The organism is Adhaeribacter swui, assembly GCF_014217805.1.
GTDB classification, from domain to species: domain Bacteria; phylum Bacteroidota; class Bacteroidia; order Cytophagales; family Hymenobacteraceae; genus Adhaeribacter; species Adhaeribacter swui.
This window is the reverse complement of sequence record NZ_CP055156.1, coordinates 248,312-263,459: the sequence shown is the minus strand read 5'-3', so window position 1 is coordinate 263,459 and position 15,148 is coordinate 248,312. Positions and strand designations below refer to the sequence as shown.

The following is a 15,148-nucleotide window of genomic DNA, read 5'->3' as shown; positions in this document are numbered from 1 at the left end:
TTCAACCTTCCAACTACGCAACTAACTCATGCAGCAACTGCAAGACGCCACCGATTACCTGATTCAGCAAACGAATAGTTTTGTGCCCGCTTACGGTATTATTCTGGGTACGGGTTTAGGCGCATTGGTGAACGAAATTGATATCCAGTACAGCATTCCGTATCACGAGATTCCGCATTTTCCGGTTTCTACTGTAGAGAGCCACTCGGGTAAATTAATCTTTGGCCAACTAGCCGATCGCCCGGTTGTAGTAATGCAGGGCCGGTTTCATTATTACGAAGGCTACAGCATGGAACAAGTAGTTTTTCCGGTTCGGGTCATGAAAATGTTGGGCATCCAAAAGCTGTTGGTATCTAACGCGGCTGGTGGTTTAAATCCGGAATTTAATACCAGCGACTTAATGATTATTACGGATCACATTAACTTACAACCCACTAACCCCTTAATTGGCCCGAACAAGAATGTCCTTGGCCCGCGTTTCCCGGACATGAGCGAAGTATATGATGAGAATATGATTTCTCAGGCAAAGCAAATTGCGGCGGCTAATCAATTACCCGTTAAAACCGGCGTTTACGTGAGCGTGCCTGGGCCTATGCTGGAGACCAAAGCCGAATACCGGTATTTAACTCTAATTGGGGCCGATGCCGTGGGTATGTCTACGGTGCCCGAAATTATTGCTGCCCGCCACATGGACTTGCCGTGCTTTGCCGTGTCGGTGATTACTGATCTATGCGTGCCCGGTAAAATTCAAAAAGTAGTTATCTCGGATATTCTGGCAGCAGCAGCCACCGCAGAGCCCAACTTAACGCTATTAATAAAAGAGTTAATAAAGTTACAAAGCCCACCCATTGCAAAATAATAATAGTTTAAATGCCGGATTAAAAAGGGCAGCTACCGTGGCTGCCCTTTTTAATTTTTAGCCGATTTACCGCCTTCGTAAAACGTTCTTAATTAATTTATAGATTATTCTTGTTTAAAGGCACTATTTTGCGCAAAGTTTCCTTTTACTATAACTAGCCTGCAAAGCAATTGAGACAATTAAATCAATGAAACAGGTACATTTTTTACCGAATTTTAGAGGAAAGTATGATTAGTACAAAAATTTTAAAAATATTCAAAAAGCGTCCGGTGTAAAAATGATTTTTTCAATTTTGGGTAATTCTGATGGCTCATTTTGCAAATTGTTTAGCATTTTACTAAAAAATATCCCGCTAAATACCCATTTTATTTAAAGTAAAATATTTTAAAATTTTTGTTTAAATATTTTTATCATTAGTTTAAGGTTCCAATAACTTAATTATACTGTTCGCATCACTGCACCCAGGATATTAAACCAAGTCTATATAAAAGATAGTGGCCTTATTTTGTAACTGTAAGGAAATCAAGTGTTAAGGGGATGTTTTCGCCAGAGAGAAAAGTTACTGCAAGATATTTTAATTAGGTATGTTCATGTCTGATCAAGTAAAAACCGGTTTGTACGATCCCGAGTTCGAGCACGACTCGTGTGGTATCGGATTTGTTGCGCATTTAAAAGGCAGAAAGTCGCACGATATTGTAGAAGAAGCTTTGCACATGCTGGCCCGGATGGAACACCGCGGGGCCTGCGGCTGTGAAAAAAACACCGGTGATGGGGCAGGTATTCTCCTGCAAATTCCGCACGAATTTTTTGTGGATGAGTGTGTAAAATTAGGTATTAAGTTGCCGGCTTTCGGCCAATACGGAGTGGGCTTGGTTTTCTTTCCGCAGGATAAGCGCTTGCGCGAAGAATGCCGTTCTATTTTTAACCGGAACATTGAAAAACTAGGCATGCAATTGTTAGGTTACCGCCAGGTACCCACCAACAACAGCGAAATTGGACCTAGCGCATTAGCCGTAGAACCACAAATGGAACACGTTTTTATTAGACGGCCCGACCACATTACGACCAATGATGATTTTGAGCGGAAACTGTTTATTCTACGCAATTACACTACCCGGCTCGTGCGCGAATCGGTGCAAATGCCGGACGTAAATAACGCTTTCCATATCGCGTGTTTATCTTATAAAACCATTGCGTACAAAGGGCAGTTTACTACTTCGCAGGTACGTTCTTATTTCCCGGATTTACACCACGAAAACGTTTGTACTGCTTTAGCGGTGGTGCACTCGCGTTTTTCTACCAATACTTTCCCTGCTTTCCGTTTAGCACAGCCTTTCCGCTACATTGCTCATAACGGGGAAATTAACACGGTTAAAGGAAATATTAACTGGATTGGTGCCAACGAAGCCGTTCTTTCTTCTAAATATTTTACCCGCGAAGAACTGGATATGATATTGCCATTGTGCGATCCTACCCAATCCGACTCGGCTAACCTGGATAACGTAATTGAATTATTGGTGCTGTCGGGCCGTTCTTTACCGCACGTAATGATGATGCTGATTCCGGAAGCCTGGGATGGCAACAAAGACATGGATGAAGACAAGCGGGCTTTCTACGAATACCACGCCGCGTTAATGGAGCCATGGGATGGTCCGGCTTCTATTTCGTTCACCGATGGTAAAATTGTAGGAGCTACCCTGGACCGGAATGGTTTGCGTCCGTCGCGTTATTTAGTAACTGACGACGATAAAATTATCATGGCTTCGGAAGCCGGTGTATTAGAAGTAGATCCGGCCAGAATCGTGAAGAAAGGCCGCTTGCAACCGGGTAAAATGTTCGTGGCTGATTTAGAGCAAGGCCGTATTATTTCGGACGAAGAAGTAAAACGCGATATCTGTACGCGTCAGCCTTACAAAGAATGGCTGAAAAATAAAATGAAAATCAAAGATTTGCCGGAGCCGCTCGGTGCTTTTCACCAGCCGGGCCAGCAAGCCTTATTAAAACGCCAGCAAGCTTTCGGGTATACTTCCGAAGATTTGCAAACCATTCTTGCCGAAATGGCCGAAACGGGTAAAGAGCCATTAGGATCTATGGGTACTGATACGCCTTTGGCCATTTTATCGGATCAAAGCCAGCATATTTCCAGCTACTTTAAGCAATTATTTGCCCAGGTAACTAACCCGCCTATCGACCCGATTCGGGAGCGGATGGTAATGTCGCTGGTATCCTACGTAGGTGGTGGTTTAAACTTACTGGAAGAAAGTCCGCTGCACTGTCGCCAGGTAGAGTTGCATACACCGGTATTAACTAATAACGAACTCGAAAAATTACGGTTCCTGGATCAATCTTACTTCCAGACCAAAACTATATACACATATTTCAAAGCCGATGGCCAGGCAGATTCGCTGGAACGCGCTTTAAAACGCATTTGCCAATACGCTGCCGATGCCGTAGAAGATGGTTTCTCCATCATTCTGCTTTCTGACCGCAGCATTGATAGCAGCCACGCGCCTATCCCAACCTTATTGGCTACTTCGGCGGTGCATCACCATTTAATGCGTAAAGGTTTACGCGGTAAAGTAGGTATTGTGGTGGAAGCCGGCGATGCGTGGGAAGTACATCATTTTGCTACTTTAATTAGCTACGGTGCTTCTGCAGTTAACCCGTACCTGGCTTTCGAAACCATTGTGCAAATGCGGGCCAACGGCTTAATTAAAGCTGATTTAACGCAGGAGAAAATGTTCTATAACTACATCAAAGCTATTAGCGATGGGTTGTTGAAAGTATTCTCCAAAATGGGTATTTCTACCTTGCAATCGTACCAGGGCGCCCAAATTTTTGAGGCCTTAGGTATAAGCCAGGAAGTTATCGATAAATATTTCCCACGTACGGTTTCCCGGATAGGTGGTTTAACTTTAGAAGGAATTGCCAAAGAAGCTTTGGTGAAACACCGCTTAGGTTATCCCGAGAAATTTATTCCGAATCCGAAGTTGGAAGTGGGTGGTATTTACCAGTGGAAACGCCGCGGCGAATTCCACTTGTTTAATCCGCAAACGATTCACTTGCTGCAGCATGCTACCAAGACCAACGATTATCAGGTATTTAAAAAATACTCAAGTCTGGTAAATGAGCAAAGTGCCAAAGCCGCTACGCTGCGGAGTTTAGTTAAATTTAAAAATACCTGCAAGTCTATTCCGTTAAGCGAAGTAGAGCCCGTAGAAAATATATTTAAACGTTTCGCTACTGGAGCCATGTCTTTCGGGTCTATTTCGCACGAAGCGCATACAACGTTAGCTATTGCCATGAACCGTATTGGTGGTAAAAGTAACTGCGGCGAAGGCGGCGAAGACGAAATCCGTTTTGAGCGGAAGCCGAACGGCGATTGGGAACGTTCGGCTATTAAGCAGGTAGCTTCGGGCCGTTTTGGGGTAACCAGCTATTATTTAGCAAACGCCGACGAACTACAAATTAAAATGGCGCAGGGCGCTAAGCCCGGCGAAGGTGGCCAGTTGCCTGGTCATAAAGTAGACGATTGGATTGGCCGGGTACGTCATTCTACGCCAGGTGTAGGTTTAATTTCACCACCGCCGCACCACGATATTTACTCCATCGAAGATTTAGCGCAGTTGATTTTCGATTTAAAAAATTCGAATCCGAAAGCCCGAATTAACGTGAAGCTGGTTTCGGAAGCTGGTGTAGGTACAGTAGCCGCTGGAGTGGCTAAAGCTTTCTCGGATGTTGTTTTAATCTCCGGTTTTGATGGAGGTACCGGTGCTTCACCAATTTCTTCGATTAAACACGCTGGTTTGCCTTGGGAATTAGGTGTAGCCGAAGCGCACCAAACCTTAGTACGTAACAAACTGCGTAGCCGTATTGTGCTGCAGGCCGATGGTCAGATGAAAACTGGTCGGGATTTAGCGATTGCGGCTTTACTGGGTGCGGAAGAATGGGGCGTAGCTACGGCTGCTCTGGTTACTTCCGGCTGTATTATGATGCGTAAATGCCATTTAAATACCTGCCCGGTAGGGGTTGCTACCCAGAACAAAGAATTACGTGCCTTATTTACCGGCAAGCCGGAGCACGTGGTAAACTTGTTCCATTTCTTAGCCGAAGAATTGCGCGAGATTATGGCGGAATTAGGTTTCCGGACGATCAACGAAATGGTAGGCCAGGTTGATATGTTGGAAATGCGCGATGATATTACCAACTGGAAACATAAATCCATTGATTTAAGCCGCGTATTGTACAAAGAAAACGTAGGTCCGGAAGTAGGTATTTACAAGCAAGAAGAGCAAGAACACATGCTGGACGTAGTGCTGGATGTGGACTTAATTGAAGCTGCTAAAGCTGCGCTGGAAAATGCCGACCCAGTAACCGGTGATTTCAGAATTACCAATACCGACCGGGCTACCGGCACCATGCTGTCGCACGAAATTTCTAAAAAATACAAAGGTGTAGGTTTACCAGCCGGTACCATTCATTTTAAATTTATTGGTTCTGCCGGGCAAAGCTTCGGCGCCTTTGGTGCACCAGGAATTAAATTTGAATTAGAAGGCGAAGCCAACGATTATTTCGGTAAAGGTTTATCTGGTGGTCATTTAATCTTATATCCGCCTAAAACTTCCCGCTTTAAGGCTAACGAAAACATTATTGTGGGTAACGTTGCTTTTTACGGGGCTACTTCCGGCGAAGCTTATATTCGCGGCCAGGCCGGGGAACGTTTCTGCGTGCGGAACTCTGGTGCCAAAGCGGTAGTGGAAGGAGTAGGCGATCACGGTTGCGAATACATGACCGGCGGGGTGGCCGTAATTCTGGGTGAAACGGGTCGTAACTTTGCCGCCGGTATGAGTGGTGGTATTGCTTACGTTTTCGACCCGAACCAACAATTTGCGGGCCGTTGCAACATGGAAATGGTAGAGTTCGATGCCATGGAAGAAGAAGATTTGCAAGAATTACACCGCTTAATCAGTAACCATCACCAATATACCGGTAGCGATGTAGCCGCCGCTTTATTGGGCAACTGGGAAAATACAATTAAACAATTTATTAAAGTTATGCCAAGCGACTACAAAGTGGTGCTGCAAAATCGCAAGCTGGTACACGAAGTAGAAGTAGGAAATATGGAGGTAGCAATCAATGGGTAAGCCAACCGGATTTATGGAATACGGCAGAGAACTGCCGAAAAAAAGAGACCCCAAAACACGGGTAAACGATTATAACGAGCTGTACGAACCTTTTAGCGAAGAGAAAGTACAAACACAAGCTGCCCGTTGCATGGATTGCGGCGTGCCATTTTGCCACAGCGGTTGCCCGCTGGGGAATATCATTCCGGAGTTTAACGATGCCGTGTACGAGCAAAACTGGGAGTTAGCGGCTGAAGTATTGTTTTCGACTAACAACTTTCCGGAGTTTACCGGCCGTATTTGCCCGGCTCCCTGCGAATCGGCTTGCGTGTTAGGTATCAATAAACCCCCGGTAGCTATCGAGGAAATTGAAAAAAATATTGCTGAAGTAGCTTTTGAAAGAGGTTACGTGCGCGCCAAAGAACCGGCGGTGCGTACCGGTAAAAAAGTGGCCATAATTGGTTCTGGTCCGGCTGGTTTAGCCGCTGCTGCTCAGTTAAATAAAGTAGGCCATTCAGTAACTGTTTTTGAACGGGCTGACAAAGTGGGCGGTTTGCTGCGCTACGGTATTCCGGATTTTAAACTGGAAAAATGGGTAGTGGATCGTCGTATCCGGGTAATGGAAGACGAAGGCGTAGTTTTTAAAACTAACGCTAACGTGGGTGATAACATTAAAGTTGCCGATGTTATGCGGTCTTTCGATGCCGTTCTTTTAACCGGAGGATCTACCGTACCCAGAGATTTAAATATTCCGGGCCGGCATTTAAAAGGCGTTCATTTTGCTATGGACTTTTTAACCCAGCAAAACGGCCGGGTGAGCGGTAAAGAATTCGCTCCGGAAACCGAAATCTGGGCTACCGGTAAAAATGTGGTAGTAATCGGGGGCGGTGATACCGGCTCCGACTGCGTAGGAACGTCTAACCGGCACCGGGCAAAATCAGTTACGCAAATTGAAGTTTTAGCTAAACCACCGCAAGATAGAGATCCTTCTACCCCTTGGCCCAACTGGCCAATGCAGTTGCGTACTTCTACCTCGCACGAAGAAGGTTGCGACCGGAACTGGGCTTTAACCACCAAGGAATTTATTGGCGATGAAAATGGTAATTTGGTAAGCCTGAAAATTGCGCAAATGGATTGGGTAACTTCCGCGCCCGGCGAAAAACCAAAATTCCAGGAAGTGCCCGGCACCGAACGCGTAATTCCATGCGAGTTAGCATTGTTGGCCATTGGCTTTGTGCATCCGCAGCATAACGGCATGATTCAAGAGTTAGGTGTGGCGTTGGACGAGCGGGGAAACGTGAAATCGGCGGATAACTTCCAGACTACGGTTCCTAAAGTATTTGCAGCCGGTGACATGCGCCGTGGACAGTCTTTAGTAGTTTGGGCTATTTCGGAAGGCCGCGAGGCTGCCCGCAATATTGATATTTACCTGACTGGTTCTACTAAGTTAGAGGCTCGCGATATTTCTATGTTAAATACTGCGATGCTCGCTTAAAAGCGTTTTATTTTGAAAACTAAAAAGGCTTCTGGGTAAATCAGAAGCCTTTTTTATTCTCCAGCAGTTTAGTTCTTTGATACTAACTCTAGTGGTTTTTAACTTTAGCTTTTACCAAGCCTCTATAAAATAACTCTAAATTATTCTCCACCTAAAACAAGCGTTTAAGATTTAAATTTTTTCATTTCTGGAATTATATCAACGCGGAAAATCTACTTCGTTTTACTTTTTGGCGGGCACTACTAATTTTCGTCGGTCGTAAACCAAATTGGTGAATACGCCTAAACCGCCTTGTACGGTAGATTTTACCCGCCCAGGTTGTGAAAAAGGATTGCCGTTGGCACTCTTCGCCTCATCCACCGACTCCTGAAAATCAAAGAAAGCTTTATCTAAGTGATGGAGAGTAACAACGATAACGTCGCCAGTTTCAAAGTCGTAGCCGGTACCAAAAACAAAAGGCTCGCCGTTGCTTAATTCATCCGAAGTCGCGTAACTTATTTCGGTTCCGCCTTGCAAACTGTCGCGGTGAATAGAATAGCGGTAATAATCTTCGGTATCTGCGTTGTCTTTAAAACGGGTTACTACTATGGCTTTGTTTCTATCGTTAAAGTTAAATTCAATGGTATCGATAGGAACGGGAGGCAAAATAGTAGTGGTCCCGGTTAGTTTTCGCCCTTTCGGATCGGTAATAGATAAAGTAAAAACATCGCCGGGTTGGCCTTGTACAATATAATCTGAGGTATGGGTGTAGTATTTACCGGTACTATCATCCAGCGCCGGCTCATATTTTAAATTTTCGGTAATGCCGTGGTGCGAAATAGTTACGGTAGCGTCCGGAATTAAATCCAGCGAAGGCGGATCTAGGTAACCGGTGCTTTCCAGTAATGTAAGCCGGGCTGGTTTGCCTTGTTCCAGGTAACATTCAACTACCAATTGTCTCTCGTAAGACGGTAACTCTACTTCAATATCTTTTTCCAGGTTACAGCCATGCATTGCAAAAGCTATTAACCCCACTAAAAATGCATATATATAATAGCGAAATCGCATAAAAATTTAAAATTTAAAATTATATGTTATAGATGGAATTACCGGGAACAAGGAAACCTGCTTGGCTTTAAAAGCCAAAGGCAAATCGGTCTGTTTGTCTTTTTCTTCGTCGAAATACACAAAGTATGGGTTGCGGCGGTTATAGGCATTGTACACGCTGAAAGTTAAATCCGACTCGCCGTGCCGCGGGCGTAACTTGTAAACTGCGCCTATATCCATGCGGTGGTAAGCTGCCTGCCGGAAAGAATTGCGGTTGAGGTAAACCGGCACCACCGAAATATCGTCGCCGGGTTGGCCTTGCAAGCCAAAACGCCCTACCGGCAAAGAATAAGCGCTACCCGTGCCATAAACCCAGGTGCCCGTTATTTGCCAGCTTTTATTAAGTTGGTGCAGTACCACGGCGGTTATATCGTGGCGCCGATCGGCACGCGTAGGAAAGCGCACGCCATTGTTGATTTCGGCAAACTTCCGGTTAGACCACGACAAGGTGTAGCCGAGCCAACCCGTGGTGCGACCTTCTTTTTTTTCGAGGTAAAATTCGCTGCCGTAACTATCGCCACGGCCAAATAAAAATTCTTCATCCAAGTTATCATTCACAAAAAGTTGTGCGCCATCCCGAAAATCAATCTGGTTTTTCATCCATTTGTAGTACAACTCGTGGGTAAACAGAAACTGTCCGCCATTAAATAAATGGCTAAACCCTAAAGCTACCTGCGTAGAACGTTGCGGCTTAACTACCGGGTTAGAAGGATACCAAATATCGGTAGGTAAGCTGGCACCCGAATTACTTACCAGATGGATGTATTGCCGCATGCTGGTAAAGCTGGTTTTTAAAGCCGTATTTTCGGAGAGGCTGTAACGCACGGCCGCCCGGGGTTCTAAAGCATGATAATACGTATTGCCATTTAAAAATCCGGAATAACGCAAACCATACTGGAACGACCAGATAGGGGAAGGTTGAAAATCATCGGCCAGGTACACGCCAATTTCATTGCCGCGGTACTTAGATCCGGCGCCAAAATTAAAGCTGTTATCCGCGGCTCCCGCCTGCAATCGGCCCACCAAGAACTTGTGGTAAGTATAATGCGCTCCGAATTTTACCTTATGTGCGTTATTGGGTAGATAATCAAAATCAACTTTTGCGGCGTAATCCTGAATATCGGAGCGTAGGTTAAAGCTAAAAATATCCAATTTATTAGCGATGGAATACTTATAACTCGAGGTAGATAGGCTGGTATTAGCGTATAATTTCGGGTGAAAAGTATGGTTCCAGCGAAGCGTAGCGGCTTTGTTGCCCCAACCGAAATCAAATTTAAAACCACTGTTCCGGAACCCAAAAATATCGTTGCCTAAGTAACCACTCACAAACAAACGATCTTTCGGCGAGAGATCAAAAGTAGCTTTGGCGTTTAAGTCGTAAAAGTAATAATCCGGAATTGGGTTGTATTCCGGATCGTCTTCGTTGGCCCGGTTGGCCATGCGCGTAAATACATCAACGTAGGTGCGTCGCCCCGAAATAATAAACGACGATTTACCTTTTTTTATCGGGCCTTCCAGGGTTAACCGCGAAGCAATCAGGCCAATACCGCCCGTTGCGCCAAACTTTTGTTTATCGCCTTCGCGTAATTTTACATCTACCACCGAGGATAAGCGCCCCCCAAACTGCGCCGGAAAACCACCTTTGTACAAATCCACGCTACGCACCGCATCGGAGTTAAACACGCTGAAAAAACCAAATAAATGCGAGGCATTGTAAACGGTAGCTTCGTCGAGCAAAAATAAGTTTTGATCGGGGCCACCACCGCGCACGTATAAACCCGAAGTTCCCTCACCACCCGACTGCACGCCCGGCTTTAATTGCAAAGTTTTTAAAATATCTACTTCGCCGAACAAGGCAGGTAATAACTTGGCTTCGCGGATGGAAAGTTGTTCTACGCTCATTTGCGCCCCCGAAAATTTTTGCTGCAAACCGCTGCCTTCCACTACTACTTCTTTTAACTGGTTACCGGCAGTGGGCAGGTTTATATTGAGCTTTAGGTTGCGCGACACCGTAATTTGCCGCGTAACGGTTTCGTAGCCAATGTAGGAGAATTGTAGGGTGTAAGTACCGGGCACTACCCGGAACATGTAAAATCCTTCGGCGTTGGTAGTAGCGCCCACGTTGCTGCCGGCAACATAAGCCGAAGCGCCAATTAAGCTTTCGTTGTTATCATCGGCCCGAATGGTGCCGCTAATGGTAAATTGTTTTTGAGCGACGGCCGGTAAGCCAATCGCCCACGAACTAATAAACGTAATTAATAGGTAAAAATAATGGCGCATGCGAAGGCAATTCTGATGTAATACCTGGTAAATGGGTTTGAGTAAGAAATACTCAACAAATAAACGCTTTCGGGAGTTAGTTGTTTGAACGGAGCTGGCAATTTAAACGGAATATCTGTTTAAGTCTTTCCCGGCGAAAGCGGAGTAGATTTTAACTATTCTGCTTTTTATTACCATAGTAGCTAAAACACGATAAAATTTTAAAATTTTCTGATTTAGACTTCATGCTTTCACTTTTAAAAATCAGCGGATTAATCAAATAAAAGTAATTGCTTATAGCTGATTTTAAATTTTTGCAGCAAAATGCATAACAACTTTACTACGTTATTCCACTAAATTCTAGCTTTCAAAAATTTGCTACGGTGTTGCGGTACTAATTGCTATACAACCAGGTATCCCTTAAAATTTTTTGCTGGGGGGTAGCTGTAGGGTCGACGGCAATTAAATACTTTTTCTCTTCAGTGGTTTCTACCAATGGAGTGGTAAGTTTTTTAATTTTTATTTTATCCCGTTTATTGGGCCGCCCAATTAAGACTTTTATCTCATCGCCGGGTTTATGTGCGTAAACTTCGTCTCTTAGGATATTATTGACTGTTTCTTGGGTAAGTGTTCTTTGATTTATAGCCAGTAGCTGATCGCCGGAGCGTAAATTTAATTTTATTGGGGGAGTGCTGCCATCAGCTACTTCTTCCACTATAAATTTCTGCGACTCCGGATCAAAATTTAAATGAAACGGACCTAAACTTACTCTTTCTTCTTTAACAACCGGCTGGTAGCTTATGCCCACTAATTTAAATAAGTCGGTGTAAGGCAAAGGCTGGTTTCCTTCTACGTACTGCCGGAAAAAAGCCCGGATTTCCGGATAGGTAAGCGCGGTAATCTTATCGAACAATTCTTCGTCGGTAAATGCTTTATGCTTGCCGTAAGTAGCAGCTAAGGCATTCATAAGGTTACGGACGCCATAATTCCCGCCGGATAATTCCCGTAATTTAAGATCCAGGGCTAAGCCAATTAGGGCTCCTTTTTGGTATACATTGCCGTACTCCTGGGAGTACGTTTCGAGTACGCCTTGGCTCATGGTGGTAAAAGGCAAGGTGTCGTTGTAGCGGCTGGCCCCGATAATGTAAGCACGTAATTTATTTAAGTAATCATCCAGCGTAATTAACTTTTGATTTACCTGCACGTGCGTAGCAGCATACTCCGTTACGCCTTCGTACAACCATAAGTGCCGCGACATTTGCGGGTTATTAAAATCAAAATCATGAATTTGCTCCGCGTGAATGCTTAAAGGGGTAACAATATGAAAAAACTCGTGGGCTGCAATACTAACTATTAACTGGGCAATGCGTTCCGGGGCCATTTCGGGCATGTAATAAACCGACGAATACGAATGTTCCAAGGCACCATAGGCCCCGGTTTTATTTGGTTTATCCGATAAGTAAATTAAAAAGGCGTAACGCTCTACGGGTAAGGTGCCGCCTAAGTAATTTTTTTGGGCTTCCAGCGTAGAGCGGATGGTAGTGCCAATGTAGTTGGCTTTTACTACTTTGCTGGGCGAATACACCGAAACTAAAACGTCGGCGCCCCCAATTTTTAAAACGGTGGTATCGGGTACGTTATACATTATCGGCGAATCAACCAGTTCCATGTAATCCGGCACCAGGTAAGTGTCGGCGGTGGGCGTGGTTTTAATAGCCTTTAAAGCCGTGGAACCATAAAAATTTTGGGGTTTTAAAACGGTAACCTCGTAGGGCAGACGCTTCAGGTTATCGAAATAGCCCATAAACCCGTGGTTGTTAATTAAAAAATTTTGATTAGCCTCGATGTTGGTACCCGCCGGTTCAAAAATTTGATGCTCCGCCGCTAAATCCTGAAAAGTATCATCAATCAGATAGGTTATTTTGGCTAGCTGCGTGGCATTTTTTATTCTCCAGCGGTTATCATCCAGCTTTTCGGAAGTAAGCAAACGGTTGGTGTGGTCATATGCTTTAAAATCGGATACGTATCGGCCAAAATTATCTACGGAATACGTGCCGGGTACCATTTTGGGGATGTTGTAAACGGTTTCGGTAGTTTGTAAGGTAGGGGTTTGTAAACTAACCTTAATTTTATCGTCCTGCACCTGAACCAGGTCTATCGTAAAACGATATGAATTGGTAGCCGCCAGTAAGGGAGTAATCAGGAAAGCGAAAAAAACGGCTAAAGCATAATTTTTTTTCATTAATAAAATAATAAGTGAAACAATTAATAAGTTTACTTTCTCGCAGGCGGTAGTAAACCGACAGGAGTTGGGGTGGTTTGTTTTGCGTGGCGGTCAGGTCAGGAACATCTTGCAAGCAGATGCAGTAGAACAAGGAATGAAACAAATGGGTTTTCCCTCACTCAAAGATACACTTTTGTCCGGATTATATTTTTTAAATTTAATTAACGGAGCATCTGATAAGAGCTATACCCGGTAACGCTATTACAAAAACAACCATAAAAGAAAGGCCCTGGCCTGTAATTTGCCTTTTATTTGGAGGCTAAAAACACAAACTATGAATAAAGTAATCTTTGTTTTTTTATTTCTTTTTACTTGTCATTTATCAGTTCAGGCGCAGAAATACCGTACTGCCGCCGGGGTAAGGTTTGGGGGTAATAATTTTGGAATTACGGCGCAACAAAAAATTTTAAAAAAAACAACTATCGAAGCTATTGGGGCTGTTGGCGGCCGCGAAGTAAGCGCCACGGGTTTAGTAGAACAGCATTTTCCGTTACTGGGGCCCGGATTTAATATTTACTTAGGGGCCGGAGCGCACGTGGGCCATTTAAAAGACAATGGCGCCTTTTACGGCGGCGATTTAATTGCCGGCGCCGAGTTAAAATTGCCCATTGCTCCCCTGGTACTTTCTTTTGATTTAAAGCCGACTTTTCACGTAAACCACGAAGAATGGGGTGGGGTAGGAAGCGGTTTCTCTATCCGGTATATTTTAGTTAAAGAGAAAAAAGAAAAGAAAAAGCTGTTTGGTATTTTTAACCGCAAAGATAATGACCGGGATAAGCGCAAGAGTAGAGACGAAGAACGGGGCGGCTGGTTTAAGAAAAAAAAGAAGGTAGAAGAAAAACCAAAAGGATTTTTTAAAAGAATATTTGATAAATAGCTGATTAGAAACCAGGTTAGTTAATGTTTTTAAGGAAAGTGGAGCCAGAATATAAATTTGCAAAACTTTATAGCCCCTGGGCCGGTAAATAGTATACTCTTACTTATAAAATTTAAAAATTATGCCCACCAGCACTTCGTTCGATGAATTACTAAATACCAAACAAAAGAAATTGGCCTTTTTTCAGAATCTGGTTTTGGTAGCCGTAGCCGATAAATATTTAGATAAAGCCGAAAGTGATTTTTTAGTATCTATTGGTCAGAGGTTAAATTTAACGGAAGAAGATACCCGGCCCATCGCCGATAATTTATCTCTTTTAAATTTTATTATACCGGAAGAAGGCTTGCAAAAGACCATGGAGCTGCAAACCTTGGTGATGATGGTGGTGCAAGATGGCCAGGTAGCCGATGCCGAATATAATTTGTGTTTAGATTATGCCCGGCGCATTGGTTACAGCAAAGAAATGCTCGACGATTTTATTAAGCAATTAGGGCAAAACAGTGCCGGATAATAGTTGGTAAGCCCAAAATAAACTAACTCTTACTTACGTACAAAAGCCGGTAATTACCGGCTTTTGTATTTTATGCTTTGGATTGAAGAATAAAGTTGCCTTTGTTTTTAATCAATATAACCTCAATAATTTTAGTGGCTAAGCTTTCGTCCAAATCCAGGGCACTAACTAGGTAATCGGTAATTTCTTTTTCTTTATCTGCCAGAATCCCGTCGGCGAGTAGCAGTTCTACGATTAAAGCAAAAAGTGTAGGCTTGTTTTCAGCTGATACTTTATCTACGCTCCTGTCGATTAATTCTTTGCTGCCCAGTTGTAACTGGCGGGTCATGGCGGTTTTGTAGAGCTCTACGGTATCATGGTTACGGAACAAAGCTTTATATACCATGATCTGAGATAATTTCTCTGTTTCCGCGTTTGATATATCATCATCTACGGCCATGCAACTAAACATAATAGCAATCCAGGCTTCTGCTTCAGATTGCGGCGTGTAAACAACAGTTGGTTGGCTAGGTTTTAAAACCGTATCAAAAAGTCCCATAAGCGTGCATTAATTAAATGTAAATAACTGAAATATTTTAAAAATTTAAAAAATGCCTTTGTTAAAAGTTTTACTTAAAAGAAATAAGGTAAACCCTGGCATTGGCGTTAATAATA

General features: G+C 43.7%; 9 protein-coding genes. 5 read left to right on the top strand and 4 right to left on the bottom strand.

Going from position 1 to position 15,148, the window contains the following annotated elements; translation table 11 throughout:
- The first annotated feature begins 28 nt into the window (after positions 1–28).
- From HUW51_RS02280 to HUW51_RS02270, 3 genes are all read left to right on the top strand, one after another.
- Positions 29–859, top strand: a complete 831-nt coding sequence (locus HUW51_RS02280) for a purine-nucleoside phosphorylase (RefSeq protein WP_185272390.1) — start codon at positions 29–31, stop codon at positions 857–859.
- Positions 860–1,449: 590 nt separating this feature from the next.
- Positions 1,450–6,003, top strand: a complete 4,554-nt coding sequence (gene gltB / locus HUW51_RS02275) for a glutamate synthase large subunit (RefSeq protein ID WP_185272388.1) — start codon at positions 1,450–1,452, stop codon at positions 6,001–6,003.
- Entirely contained in the window at positions 5,996–7,477 is a 1,482-nt protein-coding gene (locus HUW51_RS02270; RefSeq protein ID WP_185272387.1) for a glutamate synthase subunit beta, read from the top strand. The genes gltB and HUW51_RS02270 overlap by 8 nt, the downstream gene beginning before the upstream one ends.
- Before the next feature lie 222 nt (positions 7,478–7,699).
- On the opposite strand, the gene HUW51_RS02265 is transcribed toward HUW51_RS02270, so the two are convergent.
- The 3 genes from HUW51_RS02265 to HUW51_RS02255 form a co-directional block, all read right to left on the bottom strand.
- Positions 7,700–8,470 carry a DUF4249 domain-containing protein gene (locus tag HUW51_RS02265; RefSeq protein ID WP_185272386.1) on the bottom strand — a complete coding sequence of 257 codons (771 nt, stop codon included), beginning with the start codon at positions 8,468–8,470 and terminating at the stop codon, positions 7,700–7,702.
- 60 nt (positions 8,471–8,530) lie between these two features.
- A complete protein-coding gene (locus HUW51_RS02260) occupies positions 8,531–10,843 on the bottom strand; it encodes a TonB-dependent receptor (RefSeq protein ID WP_185272384.1) in 2,313 nt (770 codons plus the stop codon).
- Between the two features lie 373 nt (positions 10,844–11,216).
- On the bottom strand, positions 11,217–13,064 hold the full coding sequence (locus tag HUW51_RS02255) for a M61 family metallopeptidase (protein ID WP_185272383.1): 1,848 nt from the start codon (positions 13,062–13,064) through the stop codon (positions 11,217–11,219).
- Between the two features lie 316 nt (positions 13,065–13,380).
- On the opposite strand from HUW51_RS02255, the gene HUW51_RS02250 reads away from it, so the two are divergent.
- Complete coding sequence (locus HUW51_RS02250; RefSeq protein WP_185272381.1) at positions 13,381–13,983, top strand: hypothetical protein; 603 nt, start codon at positions 13,381–13,383, stop codon at positions 13,981–13,983.
- Positions 13,984–14,104: 121 nt separating this feature from the next.
- Positions 14,105–14,494, top strand: coding sequence for a hypothetical protein (locus HUW51_RS02245; protein WP_185272380.1), 390 nt, complete (start codon positions 14,105–14,107; stop codon positions 14,492–14,494).
- A 70-nt stretch (positions 14,495–14,564) separates the two neighbouring features.
- Here HUW51_RS02245 and HUW51_RS02240 read toward each other — a convergent pair whose 3' ends face one another.
- Positions 14,565–15,032: a tellurite resistance TerB family protein gene (locus HUW51_RS02240; RefSeq protein WP_185272378.1), complete on the bottom strand. Its 468-nt coding sequence runs from the start codon at positions 15,030–15,032 to the stop codon at positions 14,565–14,567.
- Positions 15,033–15,148: the final 116 nt, after the last annotated feature.